Annotated in this window: 19 protein-coding genes; 4 read left to right on the top strand and 15 right to left on the bottom strand. The window is 67.7% G+C overall.

Annotation, left to right across the window (positions count from 1 at the left end; genetic code table 11):
* The first annotated feature begins 17 nt into the window (after nucleotides 1–17).
* Both WFL22_RS02190 and WFL22_RS02185 read left to right on the top strand, forming a co-directional pair.
* Entirely contained in the window at nucleotides 18–770 is a 753-nt protein-coding gene (locus WFL22_RS02190; protein ID WP_336991290.1) for an AzlC family ABC transporter permease, read from the top strand.
* Complete coding sequence (locus tag WFL22_RS02185; RefSeq protein WP_336991289.1) at nucleotides 763–1,095, top strand: branched-chain amino acid transporter permease; 333 nt, start codon at nucleotides 763–765, stop codon at nucleotides 1,093–1,095. The genes WFL22_RS02190 and WFL22_RS02185 overlap by 8 nt, the downstream gene beginning before the upstream one ends.
* A gap of 28 nt (nucleotides 1,096–1,123) precedes the next feature.
* Here WFL22_RS02185 and WFL22_RS02180 read toward each other — a convergent pair whose 3' ends face one another.
* The 10 genes from WFL22_RS02180 to WFL22_RS02135 all read right to left on the bottom strand — a co-directional run bounded on the left by WFL22_RS02180 (nucleotide 1,124) and on the right by WFL22_RS02135 (nucleotide 9,926).
* Complete coding sequence (locus WFL22_RS02180; RefSeq protein WP_336991287.1) at nucleotides 1,124–1,297, bottom strand: methionine/alanine import family NSS transporter small subunit; 174 nt, start codon at nucleotides 1,295–1,297, stop codon at nucleotides 1,124–1,126.
* Nucleotides 1,294–2,904, bottom strand: a complete 1,611-nt coding sequence (locus tag WFL22_RS02175; RefSeq protein WP_336991286.1) for a sodium-dependent transporter — start codon at nucleotides 2,902–2,904, stop codon at nucleotides 1,294–1,296. Before WFL22_RS02175 ends, WFL22_RS02180 begins: the two co-directional genes overlap by 4 nt.
* Nucleotides 2,905–3,044: 140 nt before the next feature.
* A complete protein-coding gene (locus WFL22_RS02170) occupies nucleotides 3,045–3,926 on the bottom strand; it encodes an SseB family protein (RefSeq protein WP_336651356.1) in 882 nt (293 codons plus the stop codon).
* A 22-nt stretch (nucleotides 3,927–3,948) separates the two neighbouring features.
* Nucleotides 3,949–4,695: a bifunctional 1-(5-phosphoribosyl)-5-((5-phosphoribosylamino)methylideneamino)imidazole-4-carboxamide isomerase/phosphoribosylanthranilate isomerase PriA gene (gene priA / locus WFL22_RS02165; RefSeq protein ID WP_336991284.1), complete on the bottom strand. Its 747-nt coding sequence runs from the start codon at nucleotides 4,693–4,695 to the stop codon at nucleotides 3,949–3,951.
* A 40-nt stretch (nucleotides 4,696–4,735) separates the two neighbouring features.
* Nucleotides 4,736–5,395: an imidazole glycerol phosphate synthase subunit HisH gene (hisH, locus tag WFL22_RS02160; RefSeq protein WP_336991283.1), complete on the bottom strand. Its 660-nt coding sequence runs from the start codon at nucleotides 5,393–5,395 to the stop codon at nucleotides 4,736–4,738.
* A complete protein-coding gene (gene hisB, locus WFL22_RS02155) occupies nucleotides 5,392–6,000 on the bottom strand; it encodes an imidazoleglycerol-phosphate dehydratase HisB (protein ID WP_336651359.1) in 609 nt (202 codons plus the stop codon). The genes hisH and hisB overlap by 4 nt, the downstream gene beginning before the upstream one ends.
* A 10-nt stretch (nucleotides 6,001–6,010) precedes the next feature.
* Complete coding sequence (locus tag WFL22_RS02150) at nucleotides 6,011–6,865, bottom strand: cytochrome c biogenesis CcdA family protein (RefSeq protein WP_336991282.1); 855 nt, start codon at nucleotides 6,863–6,865, stop codon at nucleotides 6,011–6,013.
* Between the two features lie 6 nt (nucleotides 6,866–6,871).
* Nucleotides 6,872–7,951 (bottom strand): DsbA family protein, encoded by a 1,080-nt coding sequence (locus WFL22_RS02145; RefSeq protein ID WP_336991281.1) that lies wholly within the window; start codon nucleotides 7,949–7,951, stop codon nucleotides 6,872–6,874.
* 265 nt (nucleotides 7,952–8,216) lie between these two features.
* On the bottom strand, nucleotides 8,217–9,296 hold the full coding sequence (locus tag WFL22_RS02140; protein ID WP_336991280.1) for a histidinol-phosphate transaminase: 1,080 nt from the start codon (nucleotides 9,294–9,296) through the stop codon (nucleotides 8,217–8,219).
* A 219-nt stretch (nucleotides 9,297–9,515) separates the two neighbouring features.
* Nucleotides 9,516–9,926: a hypothetical protein gene (locus tag WFL22_RS02135; protein WP_336651363.1), complete on the bottom strand. Its 411-nt coding sequence runs from the start codon at nucleotides 9,924–9,926 to the stop codon at nucleotides 9,516–9,518.
* A 262-nt stretch (nucleotides 9,927–10,188) separates the two neighbouring features.
* Here WFL22_RS02135 and lexA point away from each other — a divergent pair, with 262 nt between their 5' ends.
* Nucleotides 10,189–10,848 (top strand): transcriptional repressor LexA, encoded by a 660-nt coding sequence (lexA, locus tag WFL22_RS02130; protein WP_336651364.1) that lies wholly within the window; start codon nucleotides 10,189–10,191, stop codon nucleotides 10,846–10,848.
* Nucleotides 10,849–10,933: 85 nt separating this feature from the next.
* Here the strand turns inward: lexA and WFL22_RS02125 are convergent, their stop codons facing one another.
* From WFL22_RS02125 to hflX, 4 genes are all read right to left on the bottom strand, one after another.
* On the bottom strand, nucleotides 10,934–11,839 hold the full coding sequence (locus WFL22_RS02125; RefSeq protein WP_336651365.1) for a methylenetetrahydrofolate reductase: 906 nt from the start codon (nucleotides 11,837–11,839) through the stop codon (nucleotides 10,934–10,936).
* Nucleotides 11,836–13,020: a hypothetical protein gene (locus tag WFL22_RS02120; RefSeq protein ID WP_336991278.1), complete on the bottom strand. Its 1,185-nt coding sequence runs from the start codon at nucleotides 13,018–13,020 to the stop codon at nucleotides 11,836–11,838. The genes WFL22_RS02125 and WFL22_RS02120 overlap by 4 nt, the downstream gene beginning before the upstream one ends.
* On the bottom strand, nucleotides 13,017–15,365 hold the full coding sequence (metE, locus tag WFL22_RS02115) for a 5-methyltetrahydropteroyltriglutamate--homocysteine S-methyltransferase (RefSeq protein WP_336651367.1): 2,349 nt from the start codon (nucleotides 15,363–15,365) through the stop codon (nucleotides 13,017–13,019). The genes WFL22_RS02120 and metE overlap by 4 nt, the downstream gene beginning before the upstream one ends.
* A 149-nt stretch (nucleotides 15,366–15,514) precedes the next feature.
* The gene (gene hflX / locus WFL22_RS02110; protein ID WP_336991277.1) at nucleotides 15,515–17,182 is read right to left on the bottom strand and encodes a GTPase HflX; all 1,668 of its coding nucleotides are present in this window, start codon (nucleotides 17,180–17,182) and stop codon (nucleotides 15,515–15,517) included.
* Nucleotides 17,183–17,293: 111 nt separating this feature from the next.
* On the opposite strand from hflX, the gene WFL22_RS02105 reads away from it, so the two are divergent.
* The gene (locus tag WFL22_RS02105; RefSeq protein ID WP_336991276.1) at nucleotides 17,294–17,899 is read left to right on the top strand and encodes a class I SAM-dependent methyltransferase; all 606 of its coding nucleotides are present in this window, start codon (nucleotides 17,294–17,296) and stop codon (nucleotides 17,897–17,899) included.
* A gap of 99 nt (nucleotides 17,900–17,998) precedes the next feature.
* On the opposite strand, the gene dapF is transcribed toward WFL22_RS02105, so the two are convergent.
* Entirely contained in the window at nucleotides 17,999–18,874 is an 876-nt protein-coding gene (dapF, locus tag WFL22_RS02100) for a diaminopimelate epimerase (RefSeq protein ID WP_336991275.1), read from the bottom strand.
* Between the last annotated feature and the right edge of the window lie 150 nt (nucleotides 18,875–19,024).

Here is a 19,024-nt window from a genome sequence, read left to right as displayed (position 1 = left end):
CGATACCTGAATCTGCCGTGCCTTCGACCGCCGCCGACACCGCTGAGCAGGGGCGTCCTGCGCGGGCCGGGGTCGCGCAGGGCGTGCGCGATTCTCTCGGGGTGGGGATCGGCATCTTCCCTCTCGGAGTGGCGCTCGGCATGCTGGTCGTGCAAGCCGGCCTGCCTTGGTGGCTCGCCCCTGCACTCTCAGTGGGGATCTTCGCGGGATCGGTGGAACTGCTCATGGTGAGCATGCTCGCCTCAGCGACGCCGCTCATCACCATCGCCGCCACCGTTTTCGCACTCAATTTCCGGCACGTCTTCTATGCACTCTCCTTCCCACTGTCACATGTACGGCGAGGGTGGCCGCGGGCCTACTCCGTCTACGCGCTCATAGACGAGGCCTACGCCACCTACGCGCTGATGCCGCCCCAGCAGCTCAGTTCGACGCGGATCGTGACCGGGCAGCTCACCATGCAGGCGTATTGGGTGGCCGGCGGTCTCGTGGGCGCGGCGGTCGCCTCCTCACTGCCCAACCCGATCGAGGGCTTCGAGTTCGCACTGTACGCGCTGTTCATCGTGATGACCCTCGACGCCGTGCGGAGCCGCCGCGAGATCCCGTCGATCGCACTCGCCGGACTGGCTGTATCCGTGGCGATCGTCGTCGCGCCGGACTCGCCGCTGATTGTGGGACTGATGATCTTCACGGCCCTCCTCATCGCACGCCATTTTTGGAGGCGCCGGCACCCTGACGCCCGCAGCACGAGCGGAGGCGACGACGATGCCTGACGCGCCTGTCTGGTACCTACTCGCGGCAGTCGCACTGGGCGGTGTCATTACCCTCGGGCTGCGCGCCATCCCGTTCGCCGTGCTGAAGCCACTGCGCAAGTCGAGGCTCGTGCAACGGCTCGGCACCTGGATGCCCGCCGGGCTGCTGCTGATCCTGGTGGTCGTGGTGCTGCGTGACGAGCTCATCGCCCGCCCCGGTGAGCTCTGGGCACTCGCGATCGCTACTGCGGTGACCGTCGCCGTGCACCTACTCTTCGGCAGACGGGCACTGCTCAGCATCGCGGCCGGCACCGCCTGTTACGTGCTATTACTCAACCTCTGGTGAACGATCCGGGTTGTCTGCCCGGCGTCGCTCACGTGTCGCGAATGGGCGGCAGATCGTAAACTTCTTCGCCGGCAGGGTCGTCTCCCCCTGCCGGATACTCTGTGACCTCTGGCCGCCGCGCGAGGAACAGGGCGCTCACCAGGAGGCCGCCCCACACGATCACGGCGGCGAGCACCAGGAACAGGATTGCGATCGGAGTCATCGCGCACCTCCCTCGGTTGAGGCGGCGTCGGCCGCTCGGTGTAGTGTGGCTGCTGGGCCGGCCCGGCGCCCGGACACCTCGAGCGGGGGCCAGGGGGTGAAGCGATCTGGTGCGACCTTCCACGGCAGCACCGTGAGCACGATCGACCCGGCGATCATCAGCAGCACGGAGCCCCAGCCCACCACGAGCAGGTAGCCGGGGTCGTACCCCTCATAGGGTTCGGCGATCAGGGAGACCACTGTTGCGATGAGCATGTAGCCGAGCACCACGGGCCCCAGCACCGAGACCAGGAACAGCCAGACGCGGCCGACCTTGAAGGTGGAAAGGGTGCTGAGGTGACCGCTCAGCTCGCGGCCGGCGCGACGAATCCAGAGCACGGTGATCGTGGTGACCACCGCCGAGGCGACGATACCGATGTTGTTGGCCCAGTTGTCGATGGTGTCGAGTGCGATGAGACCGGATGTGGTGCCAAAGAGCACGACGGAGATTACCGCGAGCACCCCACCCAGGCCGTAGGCGGCCGTCTTGCGGCTGATGCCGAACTTGTCGATGATCCCGGCGAAGACGACCTCGAGGATGGAGATCAGCGAGGTCAGTGCCGCGAGTGTCAGCGATCCGAAGAACAGTGCACCGAAGAACGGGCCGCCAGGCATCTCGGCCACGATTGCGGGGAATGTCATGAAGGCGAGCCCCACGCCGGTGAGCCCTTCGAGTTCGCTCACCGCAATGCCCTGCTGGTAGGCGAAGAAGCCCAGCGTGGCGAAGACGCCGATGCCCGCAAGAATCTCGAACGAGGAGTTGGCGAACGCCACGACGAGGCCCGGCGTGGTCATGTTCGAGCGACGTTTGCGGTAGGAGGCGTAGGTCATCATGATGCCGAATGCCACCGACAGCGAGAAGAAGATCTGGCTGTAGGCAGCCACCCACACTCCCGGGTCGGCGAGAGCCGAGAAGTCAGGGGTGAACAGCGCGTTCAGACCTTCGGCTGCGCCGGGCAGCATGAGCGCCCGCACCACGAGCACCAGAAAACCGACGACGAGCAGCGGCAGCGCGATCATGTTGAGCCGCTGCACGCCGTTGACCACCCCGGCACCGAGCACGATGAGTGCGATCACCCACGCCAGCACCAGCGGAATCAGCACGCCGGGCACGAACTCCATCGTGAACGGTGCATCGGAGAGCTTGAGGTACTCGCCGACGAAGAAGCCTGTCGCATCATCACCCCACGGAATGCTGAACGAGAAGACGAAGTAGCTCGCAGCCCACGCCAGCACCGCGGTGTAGTAGACGGCGATGAAGATGCAGATCATCACCTGGAACCAACCGATGCCCTCACCCAGCTTGCCCGCGATGCGACGCAGGGCAAGCGGTGCCGAACCGCGGAAGCGATGGCCGATGGCGTAGTCGAGGAAGAGGATCGGGATACCAGCGGTGAGCAACGCCACGATATACGGGATGAGGAAGGCGCCTCCGCCGTTTTCGTAGGCGACGCCTGGGAATCGCCAGATGTTGCCCAGGCCGACTGCGGAACCGATGGCCGAGACGATGAAGCCGATCTGCCCGGTCCACTCCGCGCGCGGCGCTGCGGCGGGGGTGTGAGATGTCATGTGGCGCCCCTTCGTTGCCAGCTCGATGTGTACGCGAGCGTAACAGCTGCCGCCGACACGCGCACACCCGCCACGCGCCGAACCGCCCTCACCCACCGGCGAAGCGTTCGGCGTTCAAGCGAGAGAGGCCGCAGCCACTCTCACGCAGCGACGGGCCGCACCCGCAACGAATCCACACGCTCGGCGATAATCGCATCCGCAGCCCAGCGCTGCTGCGCCTCCACGACGATCCGCTGCAACGCGTCTCGCGCCAGCCCCGGCGCAAGCCGCAGCACCACGTCGGTCTCGGGGGCGAGCAGTCGCGCCTCGGGATCGCCGGGCAAGAGCAGCACCTCCGCGACGCGGGGCTCGCCCGCCATCGACGTCCGGAAGGCCTCGAGCACCTGCGGATCCGCCCACGCAGGCACGCAGTGCTCGCCAAGCGCTGCGGCCCGCAACTGCGTGCGACGCACCCCGAACTCCTGCTCAGGTGTGCCCGCGTCGATGATGATGAGGTCGGTCTCCTCCTGGGCGGCGGCGAGCGCGAGCTGCGGGCCGGGCACGGGAATCGGTCGCGCCTCGTCATGCCAGCGGCGCATCGCCTCAACGGAGCTGAACGCCGGCATGACCCGCCTGCCATCAGGCGCGGCGACCGTCACAATCGACAGCTCCTGCGACTTCTCCACGACGCGGCCCTCCGGCGTCAGCCCCGTCTCGCCGGCCTCCGCGAGCAGCGGAATCAGCAGGCGCACACTCGAGAGCGCCACAATCGCATCGGCGTGAGCCGCGGCAAGCGCATCGAGATCCGCCCCGGGCTCGCCCGCAGCGAGCCGAGCCGCGGCTCGGCGCACCCTGGCCACCGCCGTGCTCCACGCCGCCGGCGTCGCGCCGTCGTCGTCGGCAAACGCGGTGCCGTGATGATCGAAGGTGCGGCCATCCCACGGAAACCCTGCAGAATCGGCGGCGCCACCGGGCACCAGACTCTCGGGCACCCCTGTCGAGCGCGGTGCGTCACCCGTCGAAGGCAGCTTCTTGATAGCCATGCGTGCGCGCGAACGCGATCCGTCAGCGACCAGCCACGTCGAGTGCGGCGGGCAGTGTGAAGGCTCCGTCGTAGAGCGCCTTGCCAATAATCGCGCCCTCCACACCGAGCGGAACGATCTCGCGCAGCGCGACAAGATCGTCGAGACTCGACACGCCGCCCGAGGCGACCACGGGGCGAGACGTTCGCGCGCACACCTGCCGCAGCAGATCGACGTTGGGTCCGCGCATCGTGCCGTCCTTGGTGACGTCGGTCACCACGTAGCGCGAGCAGCCGGCCTCTTCGAGGCGCTCCAGCACATCCCAGAGGTTGCCGCCGTCTTCGGTCCAACCGCGAGCAGCAAGCGTCTCCCCGCGCACATCGAGGCCCACCGCGATCTGCTCGCCGTAGCGGGCGATCACCGCGCGGGTCCACTCGGGGTTCTCAAGCGCCGCCGTGCCGAGGTTGACGCGGCGAGCACCCATTTCAAGCGCGGCCTCCAAGCTCTCGTCATCGCGGATACCCCCCGAGAACTCGATGTTGACGTCACCGACGCGCTTGATGATCTTGCGCGCCACCGCAACATTGCTGCCGCGACCGAAAGCCGCATCGAGATCGACGAGGTGAATCCACTCGGCACCCTGCTCGATCCAGTCGAGCGCCGCATCGACGGGGCTGCCGTAGTTGGTCTCGGTGCCGGCCTCGCCCTGGGTCAGGCGCACCGCCTTGCCGTCGACCATGTCGATCGCGGGCAGCAGCTGCAGCTTCGGGCCCTGCGCCAGTTCGCTCATGTGTGCGGTGCTCCTTCGGTACGAGGTGTGGGTGCGAAGATCAGAGAGTCGAGATCCAGTTGCGCAGCAGCTGAATGCCGGCTTCGCCAGATTTCTCGGGGTGGAACTGAGTGGCGCTCAACGGGCCGTTTTCGACCGCGGCAACGAAGCGCTCGCCGTGCTCGGCCCAGGTGACGATCGGCCGCGTCGACGCGCCGCGCCCTTCAAGCGTCCACTCGGTGGCGGCGTAGCTGTGCACGAAGTAGAAGCGCTGCTCGGCAAGCCCGCGGAACAGCACCGAGTTCTCGGGCGGTGCGACGGTGCTCCAGCCCATGTGCGGCAGCACGTCAGCTTCGAGCCTGCGCACGGTGCCCGGCCACTGGCCGAGCCCCTCGGTCTCGATGCCGCGCTCAAGGCCGCGCTCGAACATCACCTGCTGGCCGACGCAGATGCCCAGCACAGGGCGCCCCCCGGCAAGCCTGCGGTCGATCATCTCGTCGCCGCGCACAGCTCTCAGCTGCTGCATCACAGCGTCGAAGGCGCCCACGCCGGGCACGAGCAGGCCGTCAGCTTCGGAGACCGCCCGCGGATCTCGGGTCAGCTCGACCTCGGCGCCCGCCTTCGCAAGCGCCTTCACCGCCGAGTGCACATTGCCAGAGCCGTAGTCGAGAACGACGACGCGCCTGTTCTCGGTTTCTCCGGCGACGCCGCTCCCCGTCACAGGGCTCCCTTGGTTGAGGGGATGCCCGCGACAAGCGGGTCGAGCGCCTTCGCCTGGCGCAGTGCGCGGGCGAAGGCCTTGAACTCGGCCTCGGCGATGTGGTGCGGATCCCGCCCCTCAACCAGCTTCAGGTGCACCGTGAGGCGCGCGTTCAGCACCAGCGCCTCGAAGAAGTGCCGCACCATCGAACCAGTGAAGTGCCCGCCGATGAGGTGGAACTCGAAGCCGACGGGCTCGCCGGAGTGCACGAGGTAGGGGCGACCGGAGATATCGACCACGGCCTGCGCGAGCGCCTCGTCGAGGGGCACGAAGGCATCGCCGTAGCGCGAAATGCCGCTCTTGTCACCGAGCGCTTCAAGGATGGCCTGGCCGAGCAGAATGCCAGTGTCTTCGACGGTGTGATGCACGTCGATGTGCACGTCACCGGTAGCGCGCACCGTGAGGTCGGTGAGCGAGTGGCGGGCGAAGGCCGTGAGCATGTGGTCGAAGAACGGTACGCCGGTGTCGATGTCTGAGGTGCCGGTGCCGTCGAGGTCGAGACTCAAGCTGATCTGCGACTCGCTCGTGGAACGTTCGAGCGAGGCGGTGCGTGCGACTGCGGTCATGGGCATGATTCTATCGGGGATCGCGGGGCGCATTTGCTGCCGGTGCCTGATCACGCGGCTCGGAATCGGGGCGCAGCGCCTGGCGCACCGCGATCCACATGCCGCCGACCAGCAGCACGGCGACAACGAACGCCCAGTTCGGGATCGCGGCCGATGCCTGCTGCACCCAAGCCTCGATGCGGGCCTGCTCCGAATATCCGAGCACGCTGCCGAGCGTGCTCGTGCCGCGGGTAACGAGCAGCAGCACCCCGATGCCCACCGTCAGCGCACCGCCGATGACACTGCTCCAAGCGTTGCGCCAGCGGCCGATGACAAGCTCACGCGGCCGCACCAGGCGCCGCACCCCGGGGATCCGCTCCCACAGCAGTGCGAGCAGCAGCAACGGCAGCGCCATGCCCGCCGCAAACACCAGCATCACCGCACCGCCGAGCAGCGCGTTGCCGCCGTACGCGGCCATGGTGAGCGCAGCCCCGAGCAGCGGCCCCGCGCACACCCCCGCCAAGCCGTAGACAGTGCCGAGCAGATACACCGAGGCAACAGACGTGCTCTTCGCGCCGCGCTGCCCGATCAGGGCGGGCGGGCGGATGCCGAGCATCATCGCGATACCCAGCACCATCACCACGATTGCCGCCGCGGTCATCAGGCCATCGCGATGCATCGTCACCCACGCACCGACAGTGCCGGCGAGCAGCCCCAACGGCACCAGCGAGGTAGCGAGGCCAAGGAAAAACACCCCCGTGCGCGCGATGAGCGCCCCCGGGCTGCTGAAGGCGTACGCGAAGAACGCCGGCAGCAGCATCGCCGAACAGGGGCTCAGCAGTGTCAGCGTGCCACCAAGAAACGCACCGAGCAGCGTAAGCTCCACCTCGCGTTACTCGCCCGTCTCACCACGACCGGCATCGGCCACCGCTTCGTCGAGGAGACTGCGGAACTGCTCGATCGACTGGGCGCCCTGCAGCACCCGACAGTTCGCGGTCTCTGCGAAGAACGGCACCGCGCCGACGCCCAGCTGCTTCGCCTGCTCGCTGCTGACGCGCACCGCTTCGCGCAGCTCGGGACTGTCGAGATCACGCGTGAATCGGGCGATATCGGCCACGCCGGCCTCCTCGGCATAGCCGATCAGCAGCGCGTCGGTGATGGCCGGTCGATCCTGGCTCATCGCCTCGTACACCGCGAACAGGTACGGGAAGTAGCGTCCCTGCTCGCCGGCAGCACGCGCCGCCACCGCCACCCGGGCCGACACTTCACCCTCGATGAAGTCGACGTCGTGCACCTCAAGGCGCACCTTCCCAGTATCGACGTACTCGTCGAGCAACACCGGCAAGGTATCTCGCGAGAACACCCCGCAGTAGGGGCACCGGAAATCGGTCCACTCAGCCAGCACCACGGGAGCATCGACGTCGCCGAGCGCCATCGCGTCGGCGGCATCGCGGCGCTCGGGAGCAGCGCAACTCTCGGCTGCGGCGGATCCGTCCGGTGCTGAAGCGGAACCGTTCGCAGCACCGTCGGTGCCGCCCGTCACCGACCCCGAACTTGCCGCAGCGCCGCCCCGCAACTGCGCGAACTGTGAGACAGACACACCGGTAAGCACCACGACGAGCGCCACCAGCAGCACAACAACATTGCGCATCAAGCGGTATCGCCGTTCGAGCGTGCGGCGGTCGAGCCCCTCCGCCGGGCCGCGGCGAGACCGCACAGCCGGGGGCTGGGCCTGGGCAGGGCTGTCAGGCTCGGCCTGAGATTCCGGCTCGGCCTGAGCGTCCGGCTTGGCTTCAGCTTCCGGCTTGGCTTGGACTTCTGCCTGGCGCGGCTGCGCGGCGGGTACCGCCGCAGCGGGCTGCTGGGCGGCAGTCTGCCGGGCATCACCCGTCTCTGGCTGTGGTGCGGCATTGTCAGCTGCATCCGAAGCGTTCTCGGATCTGGTCGCGCGGTCGTGTTCGTGCTGAGACATCGCGCCAAGCCTATCCACGCGCCCGAGAGTTAGCTGTCACTTGTATGGGAACCGCTCCCGGTGTAGCCCCGGCGGCCAGCGCCGACCCACGCCCCCGGCCAACGGACGCACACGCCACGATCGCTGCGGCCTCCACAGAATCGGGGTCACTCTTGGCCGGGTGTTGTCGCAACACGGCCAGAAACGACCTCGATTGCACCGGTGCGCACGGGCCGGGCGGGCCGCGGCAGATGCGGAGTCAGCTCGCGGCGTCAGCCCGGCAGCGTCATCGCGCGGGCGTGAGCGCGGTGATGGCGTCGATTACGGCGGTGGTCTCGGCTTCGGTGCCCGCGGTGATGCGCAGGTGGCCCTCGATGCCGAGATTGCGGATCAGGATGCCTTGCGCACGCAGCGACTCGAAGACTCCGTCTGGGTCGGCGAAGCCGCCGACGAGCAGGAAGTTCGCGCCGGAGGGGTGCACCGCGTAACCGAGCGCTTCGAGGGCTTCGGCGAGCCTGTCGCGCTGCTCACGGATATCGGCAACGGTGGCAAGCATTTCCTCGGAGTGGCGGATCGCTGCTGTTGCGGCAGCCTGCGTCAGGGCCGAGAGGTGGTACGGCAGGCGCACGAGACGCAGCGCGTCGATCACCGCAGGGTCGGCGGCGAGGTAGCCGAGCCGCACACCCGCGAAAGCGAAGGCTTTGCTCATGGTGCGCGAGACGAGCAGGCGGTGGCGCCCTGGCAGCAGGGTGACAGCGCTCTCGTGCTGCGCGTCGAACTCGTGGTACGCCTCGTCGACGATGAGGATACCGTCGAAGGCATCGTAGGCGGCGAGGATCACGTCGCGGTCGAGCGGGGTGCCGGTGGGGTTGTTCGGGCCGCACAGAATCGCAATATCGGGGCGGTGTTCGCGAAGCGCCTCGACAACGAGTTCGGGGGTGAGCGCGTAGTCTGCGGGACGCTCCACTGCGACCCACTCGGTGTCGGTGCCCGAGGCGAGCAGCGGGTACATGGAGTAGGTGGGGGTGAAGCTCAACAGCGAGCGACCGGGGCCGCCGAAAGCTTGCAGCACCTGCTGCAGCACCTCATTGGAGCCGTTCGCGGCCCACAGCTGCTCGGCGGTCAGGCCGTGACCCAGATATCCGGCGAGCGCTTCGCGCAGTTCGGTGAACTCACGGTCGGGGTAACGATTGACCCCGCGCACCGCGGTCGCGAGCGACTGCACGATGTCGGCGATGACATCCTCCGGAATGGGATGCGTGTTCTCGTTGACATTGAGGCTCACCGGCACGGGATCCTGCGGAGCCCCGTACGGCTGCTTGCCGACAAGATTGGCGCGAAGAGGAAGGTCACTCAGACTGGTCACCGAACCAGTCTAGAACCCAACTCCCACTGAGCCGTCAGCCCCCAGACTCACGCCCAGCATGCCCCGAGCCACACCCGGCAGATTCAGACCCTGCAGATTCAGACCCTGACCCCAACCCAACAGGCCCAGACTCACACCCGCACCCCGCAGACCCAAACCCGCACTCAGCACACCCGTGACAACACCCGGCAAACCCGGGCCAGCACCCGGCAAGCCCGCTCAGACTCCGAGTTCGTCAGCCTGGAAAACAGCCGGGCTGTCGGAGTAGCGCAACGGCACCGCGATCGCGTCTCCCGCCTCGATACCGGATCCGTCGAGCTGGTTCAGACGAACGATCTCGGCCACGAGCTCGCGCGGATCGGCCTGGGGATCGAGCTCGGTGGCCAGCGTCCAGAGGGAGGAGCCGGGCTGCGCAACGACGTAGTGGAACTGCTGCTTCTCGGATGCAGAGACCGATGCCAACGCCTGAGGCGCGGCGAAGGTCGCCACCATCGCGAGCAGGGCCGCCACGAGCACCGTGAGCAGCGAACCGAATACCACGCGCCCTCGTCGGGTGAGGCGAAGTTTTGCTTCGCCTCCCACTGAGGGAATCTCGTACGACTCGTGCTGCAGAACTGCCTGTGCACTCATAGTGGCTTCTCCGTTCTCTGCGACGCCCGCGAATATCACATCGGGGCGAACATCTGTTTCGAATATATCTTCGATTATTCGAAACCACAAGCGCCTGTTCGAAGATATCTTTCGTTCTTTTCCGCGACACTCGAACAGGTGTTTGGCCGTGTTCGAATACAGGGACTAGGGTTTCGAGCAACGGCATCACTGAATCAGCAACCACTGACATTCATGGATCGACCGGCACCATCACCGCCCTCGGGCCTCGGAAAGGACAGCGATGAGCGACGTTCCCCACTCCCGGAAGCCCCTCAGCGAGAAGCAGCAGGCGATCCTCGAATACATCGCCCGCTCGGTTGAGTCGAGGGGCTACCCGCCCAGCATGCGCGAGATCGGAGATGCTGTCGGCCTGTCCTCTCTCTCAAGCGTCACGCACCAGCTCAGCCGCCTTGAGCTCGGCGGCTACATTCGACGCGACCCGAACCGCCCACGCGCGCTCGAGATCCTCGTCGAGCTTGCGAGCACGAACGCGGCCATCGCCGACGCACCTGCGCAACAGGTAGAAGAGGCCGCCTACGTGCCGCTGGTCGGGCAGATTGCGGCCGGCGTGCCCATCACCGCCGATCAGCAGGTCGAGGAGATCGTGCCGCTTCCCCGCCAGCTGGTGGGCGACGGCCAGTTGTTCATGCTGCGCGTGGTCGGCGATTCCATGATCGACGCGGCCATCTGCGACGGCGACTTTGTTGTCGTGCGCCAGCAGCGCGAGGCCGAGAACGGCGACATCGTCGCGGCCATGCTTGATGGCGAGGCAACGGTTAAGGTATTCCGCCGCCGCGACGGCCACACCTGGCTGCTCCCCCGCAACAGCGCTTTCGAGCCGATCCTCGGCGACCACGCTGAAGTGCTGGGCCGGGTCGTGGCGGTCTTCCGTTCAGTCTGACCCTGCCAGGCGTCAACGCAACAACGGCCCCTCACTGTCTCTTACCCCAGCAGGGCACAGCAAGGGGCCGTTCCGTGAAGCGCGCTTAACCCACAGGATCTGGCGTCAGCAGCTCAAGTTCGCGCAGCACCGAAAGCACCTGCTCGTGCCTGTTGAAGGTGTACAGGTGCACTGAGGGCGCACCGCCGGCGAGGAGTTCGCGGGCGAGTTCGAGCGTGTGCTCCACACCCAATTCCGGGGCGTATCCCCCAGCCTCCTCAAGCGCTCGCACCAGCCCTTCGGGCGCTGGCCGCCCCGCCAGCGAGGCGACCTTGCGCAGCTGCCCACTCGTCGAGACCGGCATCAGCCCCGGCAGCACGGGGATGCGCAGCCCGGCCCGCTGCGCGTCGTCAACGAATGAGAGATACTCTTCCGCACGGAAGAACAGCTGGGTAATTGCGAACTGTGCACCGGCCTCCTGCTTGGCGACGAGCCAGTCGATGTCTTCCGAACGTGAACGCGATTGCGGGTGTCCGTTCGGGTATGCGGCGACCGACGTGCGGCCCACACTCGTCAGCGGCGGCCGTTCGGCACGAGCCTCAGCGATGAGTTCGACGAGTTCGAGCGACGACAGCGACCCCGCGACTGCGGGCGCGTCTTCGTCGAGACCTCGCGGCGGATCCCCGCGCAGCGCGAGAAAGTCGTGCACGCCTGCGTCCATGACGCGATGGATCGTCTCGCGGACCGCGTCGCGGCTCTCGCCGACGGTGGTGAGGTGTGCGAGCGGCAGCGCATCAGTGTGATCTCGCAGGTATCGCAGCAGGTCGAGCGAGGCGTCGCGATTGGAACCGTTGGCCCCGTAAGTGACCGAGATGAAGTCTGGCCCTGCCGCAGACAGGTGCTGCACGGCGTGCCCCAGCGCGAGCGCGGCCGCCCCGCTGCGCGCAGGGAACACCTCGAAGGAGAAGCGGGCGCGCGTGGCTGCGCTGCCCGCGAGCGGCAGCGGGCTCACGGGGCTACCCCCGCCAGCGCCTCCGCGGCAAGATCGGTGCCGCGCACGCGCGCTGCGATCTTCGCGAAGGCGACATCGCGGGCAAAATCCGGGGAGCCGTGACGCGGCTTCTCATCGATGAGATAGGGCGAGAAGCCGCAGTCATCGGTGGATCCGAGCAGCTCGGGCGGCACGAAGCGCGCTGCGCGCACCAGTTGATCGCGCACCTGCTCCGCCGTTTCCAACCGAGGATTCGTGGGGTTCGTCACACCGATCAGCACCCGGGGCGCGGCACCGCTCGACGCGCGCCCGCGCAGCTGCGCCCCCACGAGACGAGCGACGCGATCCGGATCCTTCTCCCCAGCGGCCTGCACCAGAAAGTAGCCCGCCTCGATCTGGAACAGCTCGGGGATCAACTCGGCGTAGTCGACGTCGGCGCTGTGCGCAGAGTCGTTGTCGTTGCCAGGGCAGGTATGCACGCCCACGGCGGCCCGCTGCTCGGGAGCGAGACGATCCAGCACCCGGTTCATGAGGTCAATGAAGCCCCCGAGGGCTTCCGGCCCCGCCCACGGAGCGCGCAGATCGCGCCGCAGCGCGAGCCGTCCCTCGGTGAAGTCGATCGTGATGCGCGAAGCGCCGGCCTCGAAGCAGCGCACAATATCTTCGGCGCAGCCCGCAACAACATCACTCAAAAAGTCGGCGCGCGAGTAGTTACCAAGACCCGCGTCAGGCACCATCAGCGACAGCATCGACGGCGAGATCACAGCCTGTTTGAGCGGCAGATCGGTCAGCTCGCGCGCCGCAACAACATCGTCGGCCGCCCACGCGCGAAACGCGAAGGGCGCGCTTGCGAGGCTCGGAATGACTCTGTGGTGTCCATCGGCGAACACCGCGAAGACGGGGCCCTCCTCAACATCGGCGGTGCCCAGCGGATAGCTCGCGAAGCTGTGCCTGCGCTGCTCGCCATCAGTGATGATCGGCGAACCCGTCGCGGCGAGACGCCCGAGGGTGTCGCGCACGGCAAGATCTTGTTCTGCGCGCAGCTCCGCCAGCGAGGCGAGCCCGGTCTCGGCGTCAAGCACCGCGCGTTGCAGCCGCGCCGGTCGCGGCAGTGAACCGACGGGCTCAGTGGGAAGCCCGGTGGCCGGCCAGGGGGCGCGAGTGCCCCCTGACCGCTGCTGCGAAACGGGTCGCGGGGTCACACCGCTCCTTCGCGCACCGCCTGAGCCGCCCGCACGAGGTTCGTGAGGCTTGCCACGGTTTCCTCGTAGCCGCGAGTCTTCAGACCGCAATCGGGATTGACCCACAGCTGCTCACCGGGGATGCGGTTCGCGGCGATGCGGATGAGCTCGGTCTGCTCGGCAACACTGGGCACACGCGGTGAGTGGATGTCGTAGACACCCGGGCCGATGCCGCGTGAGTAGCCGTGATCACCGAGGGGCTCTACAACGTCCATGCGGCTGCGGGCCGCCTCGATCGAGGTCACATCGGCGTCGAGACCGTCAACGGCGTCGATGATCTCGCCGAACTCGGAGTAACAGAGGTGGGTGTGGATCTGCACTTCCGCTGCCGCACCGCTCGTCGCGAGACGGAACGCCCCGACTGACCAGTCAAGGTAGGCGGGCTGGCGCTCGGCTTCGAGCGGCAGCAGCTCGCGCAGTGCCGGCTCATCGACCTGAACAATCTTGATGCCTGCGTCGACGAGGTCATCGATCTCGTCGCGCAGGGCGAGTGCCACCTGGTTGGCGGTGTCGGCGAGGGGCTGGTCATCGCGCACGAACGACCACGCGAGGATCGTGACGGGGCCCGTCAGCATGCCCTTGACGAGGCGATCCGTAAGCGACTGTGCATACGCCGACCACGCGACGGTCATCGGAGCTGGCCGCGACACGTCGCCCCACAGGATCGAAGGGCGCGTAGCGCGCGTGCCGTACGACTGCACCCAGCCGTGCTCGGTGACCGCGAAGCCGTCGAGCAGTTCGGCGAAATACTGCACCATGTCGTTGCGCTCTGCCTCACCGTGCACGAGCACGTCGAGACCGATCTCTTCCTGCAGCCTGATGACGCGCTCGATCTCCTCGCGCAGGAAACCATCGTAGGCGTCCTTGTCGATCTCACCGCGCGTGAACGCTGCCCGCGCCTGACGAATCTCGGTGGTCTGCGGGAACGAACCGATCGTGGTGGTGGCGAGGTTCGGAATGCCGAGCGCGCGCTGGGCCTCGCGGCGCGCTTCCTCGTCGGCGCGGCTGCGATCCGCTGCGGCCACAGCCGAGACGCGCTCGCGAATGCCATCGACGCGCACCCCAGGAGCGGCCGCGCGATCCGCGAGCACACGATCGACCTCGGCCACCTCACCCTCGATGGCCGCGGCACCTTCGCTGAGGCCGCGGGCGAGGATCGCCACCTGCTCAACCTTCTGATCGGCGAAGGCGAGCCACGACTGCAGGCGCTCATCGAGCTTCGTCTCGTCGTTCACATCGTGCGGCACATGCTGCAGGCTGTTGGAGGTGCCGACCACGACGTCGACGCCCGAGGCGCGCAGCGACTCGGCGATGCCAAAGGCCTTGCGCAGATCGGTGCGCCAGATGTTGCGGCCGTCGACGACGCCCGCAACGAGCTGCGTGCCGGTGAAGGCATGTGCCAGCGCACCGGAGTCGTGCGCCTCGATCGGCAGGGTGCCGCGCACGAGATCGGCGTGCACCGCCTCGACCGGCAGGGCGGCAAGGCGCAGCAGCGCAGCAGACGAGTCACCGTAGGGCGTCGTGAGCAGAATCTGCGGGCGCTGCACGATATCGCCCGCCGCCGCGGCAGCGCCGAGCACACCGTAGGCGCGCTCGGCAAGCGCGAGTGCTTCCTCACGCGACACGGGGAGCGCATCCGAGACGAGGGCGGGCTCGTCGAGCTGCACCCACCCGGCACCCGCTGCGGCGAGCGCGCCCAGCAGCTCGGCGTAGACCGCCACAACCTCGTCGAGGCGATCGATCGGGCGGAAGTCTGGCGCGGCATCGTCGGAAGCCTTCGCGAGCAGCAGGTAGGTGACGGGGCCCACGAGCACAGGGCGCGATGCGATGCCCTGCTGGGCGGCCTCGGCAAGCTGTGCGACGAGGGCTGCCGGGTTCGCAGCAAAGGGGGTGCGCTCGTCGATCTCGGGCACGCTGTAGTGGTAGTTGGTGTCGAACCACTTCGTCATTTCGAGCGGCTGGTGATCGTTGTCGCCGCGTGCGAGAGCGAAATAGATTTCGAGGTCGCTCGCACCCGCGGCGACATCGGCGAACCGGGCCGGGATCGCCCCGAGCGCCAGGCTTGCGTCGAGCACCTGATCGTAGAAGCTGAAGCTCTCGGGCACCGCCCCGCCCGCAGCGGGCAGACCGAGCTCGACCAGCCGGGCACGCGTGGCAGCGCGCAGCTCGCGCGCCGTCTGCACGAGTTCTGCCTCGCTGGTGCTGCCCTTCCAGTAGGACTCGATGGCGCGCTTCAGTTCGCGGCGGCGGCCGATGCGCGGGTATCCGAGGATCGTGGCGTTGGGCAGGGACGTCGTTGCGGACATGCTGGTCCTTCGGTTCGGGGGCGTGGGATGCCGGAAGCTGTCCGGTCATCCACACGCTATCCCGCACCACCGACACGGAGCCCGCATGTTGCGCTGTATGAACTACGAAGTGTTACGCCCGGGCCATGCCGCCGCCCCGGGTGACCTGTTTACCCCAGATAGGGCTGCAATTTTGCGAGCATCTCACCGGTGACATAGGCACGCACTCGAGTGCCCTCTGCCACGTACTCGGTCGACAGCACGCGGTTGCGCTCGTGCAGCTCGGCAACGAGATCGCCGCGGTCGTAGGGCACCACGACGGTGACCTCGCGATCCGGAACCGGCAGCGCCGCGGTGATGCGCCGCCGCAACTCCTCAATGCCCTCACCCGAACGCGCCGACACGAACACCGCGTCAGGAGCAAGCCCGTGCAGCACCAGCCGCTGCGACTCGTCGAGCAGATCGGCCTTGTTGAAGGCGACGATCTCGGGGATGCCCTGGGCGTCGACCTCTGCGATCACCTCGCGCACCGTGCGGAGCTGGGCGGCGGGATCCGGGTGCGAACCGTCGACGATGTGCAGAATCACATCGGCTTCGCCGACCTCCTCAAAGGTGGAGCGGAACGCCTCGACAAGCTGGTGCGGCAGATTGCGCACAAACCCAACGGTGTCGACGTAGGTGAAGCTGCGCCCGTCAGCGGTCTCGGCGTGACGCACCGCCGTGTCAAGCGTGGCGAAAAGTTGGTTCTGCACCAGCTCCTGCGTGCCCGTGAGGCGGTTCAGCAGGCTCGACTTGCCCGCGTTCGTGTAGCCCGCGATCGCCACCGATGGCACCTCGCCACGCTTGCGATTCGCTCGCTTCGCATCGCGAGCGGGAGCGAAACCGGCGATCTGCTTGCGCAGCTTCGCCATGCGGGTGTGGATCTTGCGGCGATCAAGCTCCATCTTCGTCTCACCGGGGCCTCGAGATCCCATACCGGCACCCGCCGAACCAACCTGGCCGCCTGCCTGACGCGACATCGACTCACCCCAACCGCGCAGGCGCGGCAGCAGATACTGCAGCTGAGCGAGCTCGACCTGGGCCTTGCCCTCGCGGCTCTTCGCGTGCTGGCTGAAAATGTCGAGGATCACCGCGGTGCGGTCGATCACCTTCACCTTCACCACGTCTTCGAGCGCGCGCCGCTGGCTGGGGGCCAATTCGGTGTCAGCCACGACGGTGTCGGCACCGACAGCGGCCACGAGCTCGGCAAGCTCCTGAGCCTTGCCCTTGCCGAGGTAGGTGGCAGGGTCGGGGTTCGCGCGGCGCTGCAGCAGACCGTCGAGCACGCGCGCGCCCGCCGTCTCGGCGAGGGCCGCAAGCTCGCGCAGCGAGTTCTCGGCATCCTCAAGCCCGTCGCCCGAAGAGCCCGTGTACAAACCAATAAGCACCGCGTTCTCCAGCCGCAGCTGGCGGTACTCCACCTCGGTGACGTCTTCAAGCTCAGTGGAGAGGCTGCCGACACGGGTGAGCGAGGCGCGCTCCTCGCGTTCGAGGCGGATCAGCTCAAAGTCTTCAGCGAGCTGATCGTGGGCGGCATCACCGAGCGCCTGTGCGCCACCGGTGAGGTTGTCGATGCCGGATCCGCGTTCGCTGGTGTCGCGGATCACAGTAGCCGAGCCGCCGCGCGCCGCACGTGCGAACAGCCTGTCGAGCGGGTCTGCGCTGTCGGGGGCTGTGGCATCGGAGCCAGCAGTATCGTCTACGTCGGCTGCATCGGCTTCGCGCCGCGCGCTGCGATCGGCCTGCTCGGCTGCGACGGCCTCGTCGAGTTCTGATTCTTCAGTGAAACGTTCTGTCATCTGGCCTCCAGTGTACGTCGGATCGTGCCGCGCGCGCCGTCAGTTCGCCCACAGCGCGATCCGCAGAGGCTACCGCCCACGAGGCATGCGGCAGCCTGGGATACTGAGAAGGTGACTCAGCACTACTTCTCAGAGGCGCCCTCAGGCGACTTCCGCCCCCGCGAAATCAACGCGATGCTCGGCGGATCATCGCGCAGCGTGCTCACGGCCGGCGGCGTTTTCAGCCCAGAGCACCTCGACCGCGGCACCGAAGTGCTGCTGCGCACAGTGCCTGATCTGGCCAACGCCCCGGTCGGCCCGGTGCTCGATATCGGCTGCGGCTGGGGGCCCATCGCGCTCGATGCCGCCCTCACCGCCCCCGAGCGCGAGGTCTGGGCTGTCGACGTCAACGAGCGATCACGCGAGCTCACCCGGGAGAACGCCCGCCGTCTCGGCCTCGACGGGGTGCGCGTTGCAGCCCCTGAGGAGGTGCCGGAGGACATCACCTTTGCCGAGATTCGTTCGAACCCTCCCATCAGGGTCGGCAAAGAGGTGCTGCACGGAATCCTGCGTCTCTGGCTGCCGCGGCTCAGCCCAGGAGCCGCCGCCTATCTGGTCGTTGCGAAGCATCTGGGTGCAGACTCACTGCAGCGGTGGATCGCGGCGGAGTTCAGCGAGCTCGACGTGTCCCGTGCAGGCCGCGACAAGGGGTTCCACGTCATCGAAGCGCGGGCGTAGCTCGGGAGTCCCTGCGGAGCGCGGCGCGCGCAGGCCGAGCGATCCGCGATCCACGATCCGCGATCCGCGATCCGCGATCCTGCTTGCGAGCTTGCCGCTCTACGGCAGCTCGATCTCCCCTGAGTAGACCAGCTCAGCCGGGCCATTCAGCGACACGTGCTCACCCTCCTCAGTGGGGAACATGCGCACCGCGAGGCGCCCGCCGGGGACATCGATGCGCCAGTGGTTCGGCATGCCCTCGCCACCCCAGTGACGGAACGCGAGCGCGGCCGCCGCGGTGCCCGTGCCACAGGAAAGCGTCTCGCCCACGCCCCGCTCGTGCACGCGCATACGGATGCGGGCCACACCGTCCTTCACCAGCGGATCTTCAGGCACAACGAACTCGATGTTCGCCCCCTGCGCGGGCGCCGGGTCGAGCCCCGGAGCTCGGTGCAAATCGAGGCCGTCGAGCTCGCCTGCGTGCGCGAGCGCCGTCACCACATGCGGGTTGCCGAGGTCGATGCCAAGGCCTGGGCGGGCAACATCAAGGCCGGCAGCCGAGACCAACCGCTCCTCAGCGAGACGCCAGCGGCCCAGATCGACGGTGTAGCCCGACACCCCGGCGAGCACATCTTTCACACCGGCGCGGGTGCCGATCGGCAGCGTGTCACGGCGTTCAGGGGCGACCAGCCCCTCGCTGATCAGGTAGTGCGCGTAGACGCGAATGCCGTTGCCGCACATCTCGGCGGGGGTGCCGTCAGCGTTCCAGTAGTCCATAAACCACTCGGCCTCCGGCTCCTCCGCGAGGGAGGCCGCACCCTCGGGGAGCGCCCGCGAGCGCACCGCACGAATCACACCGTCGGCGCCAATGCCGAAGCGGCGGTCGCAGAGGAAGCGGATCTGCTCGGGAGTGAGCGAGCGCTCGCCGTCGGGGTCGGTGAAGAGCACGAAGTCGTTGCCCGTGCCGTGGCCCTTGGTGAACGCGAGGGTAGTCATCCCTCAAGTCTAGGGCCCGGCGCTTCGTGCCCCTTCCGCCGCGTCACGTCATCCCCGCCCGGCCCTTCCCTCTGTCCCTGCTATCACCCTTGCCCCGACACCCGCCCACGCCCCTCTCGATCATTGAGGTCACCCGTGTGGCCCCTATCC

Origin of the sequence: Leucobacter sp. VD1, assembly GCF_037150695.1 — a bacterium.
In the GTDB taxonomy this organism is placed as follows: domain Bacteria; phylum Actinomycetota; class Actinomycetes; order Actinomycetales; family Microbacteriaceae; genus Leucobacter.
This window is presented reverse-complemented; position numbering and strand designations above follow the sequence as displayed.

Excerpts from the sequence above, each read along its gene's own strand:
- WFL22_RS02185 (WP_336991289.1), top strand. The coding sequence starts at position 763 with ATGCCTGACGCGCCTGTCTGGTACCTACTCGCGGCAGTCGCACTGGGC.
- WFL22_RS02180 (WP_336991287.1), bottom strand. The coding sequence starts at position 1,297 with ATGACTCCGATCGCAATCCTGTTCCTGGTGCTCGCCGCCGTGATCGTG.
- WFL22_RS02175 (WP_336991286.1), bottom strand. The coding sequence starts at position 2,904 with ATGACATCTCACACCCCCGCCGCAGCGCCGCGCGCGGAGTGGACCGGG.
- WFL22_RS02170 (WP_336651356.1), bottom strand. The coding sequence starts at position 3,926 with ATGGCTATCAAGAAGCTGCCTTCGACGGGTGACGCACCGCGCTCGACA.
- priA (WP_336991284.1), bottom strand. The coding sequence starts at position 4,695 with ATGAGCGAACTGGCGCAGGGCCCGAAGCTGCAGCTGCTGCCCGCGATC.
- hisB (WP_336651359.1), bottom strand. The coding sequence starts at position 6,000 with ATGACCGCAGTCGCACGCACCGCCTCGCTCGAACGTTCCACGAGCGAG.
- WFL22_RS02145 (WP_336991281.1), bottom strand. The coding sequence starts at position 7,951 with ATGTCTCAGCACGAACACGACCGCGCGACCAGATCCGAGAACGCTTCG.
- WFL22_RS02135 (WP_336651363.1), bottom strand. The coding sequence starts at position 9,926 with ATGAGTGCACAGGCAGTTCTGCAGCACGAGTCGTACGAGATTCCCTCA.
- lexA (WP_336651364.1), top strand. The coding sequence starts at position 10,189 with ATGAGCGACGTTCCCCACTCCCGGAAGCCCCTCAGCGAGAAGCAGCAG.
- metE (WP_336651367.1), bottom strand. The coding sequence starts at position 15,365 with ATGTCCGCAACGACGTCCCTGCCCAACGCCACGATCCTCGGATACCCG.
- hflX (WP_336991277.1), bottom strand. The coding sequence starts at position 17,182 with ATGACAGAACGTTTCACTGAAGAATCAGAACTCGACGAGGCCGTCGCA.
- dapF (WP_336991275.1), bottom strand. The coding sequence starts at position 18,874 with ATGACTACCCTCGCGTTCACCAAGGGCCACGGCACGGGCAACGACTTC.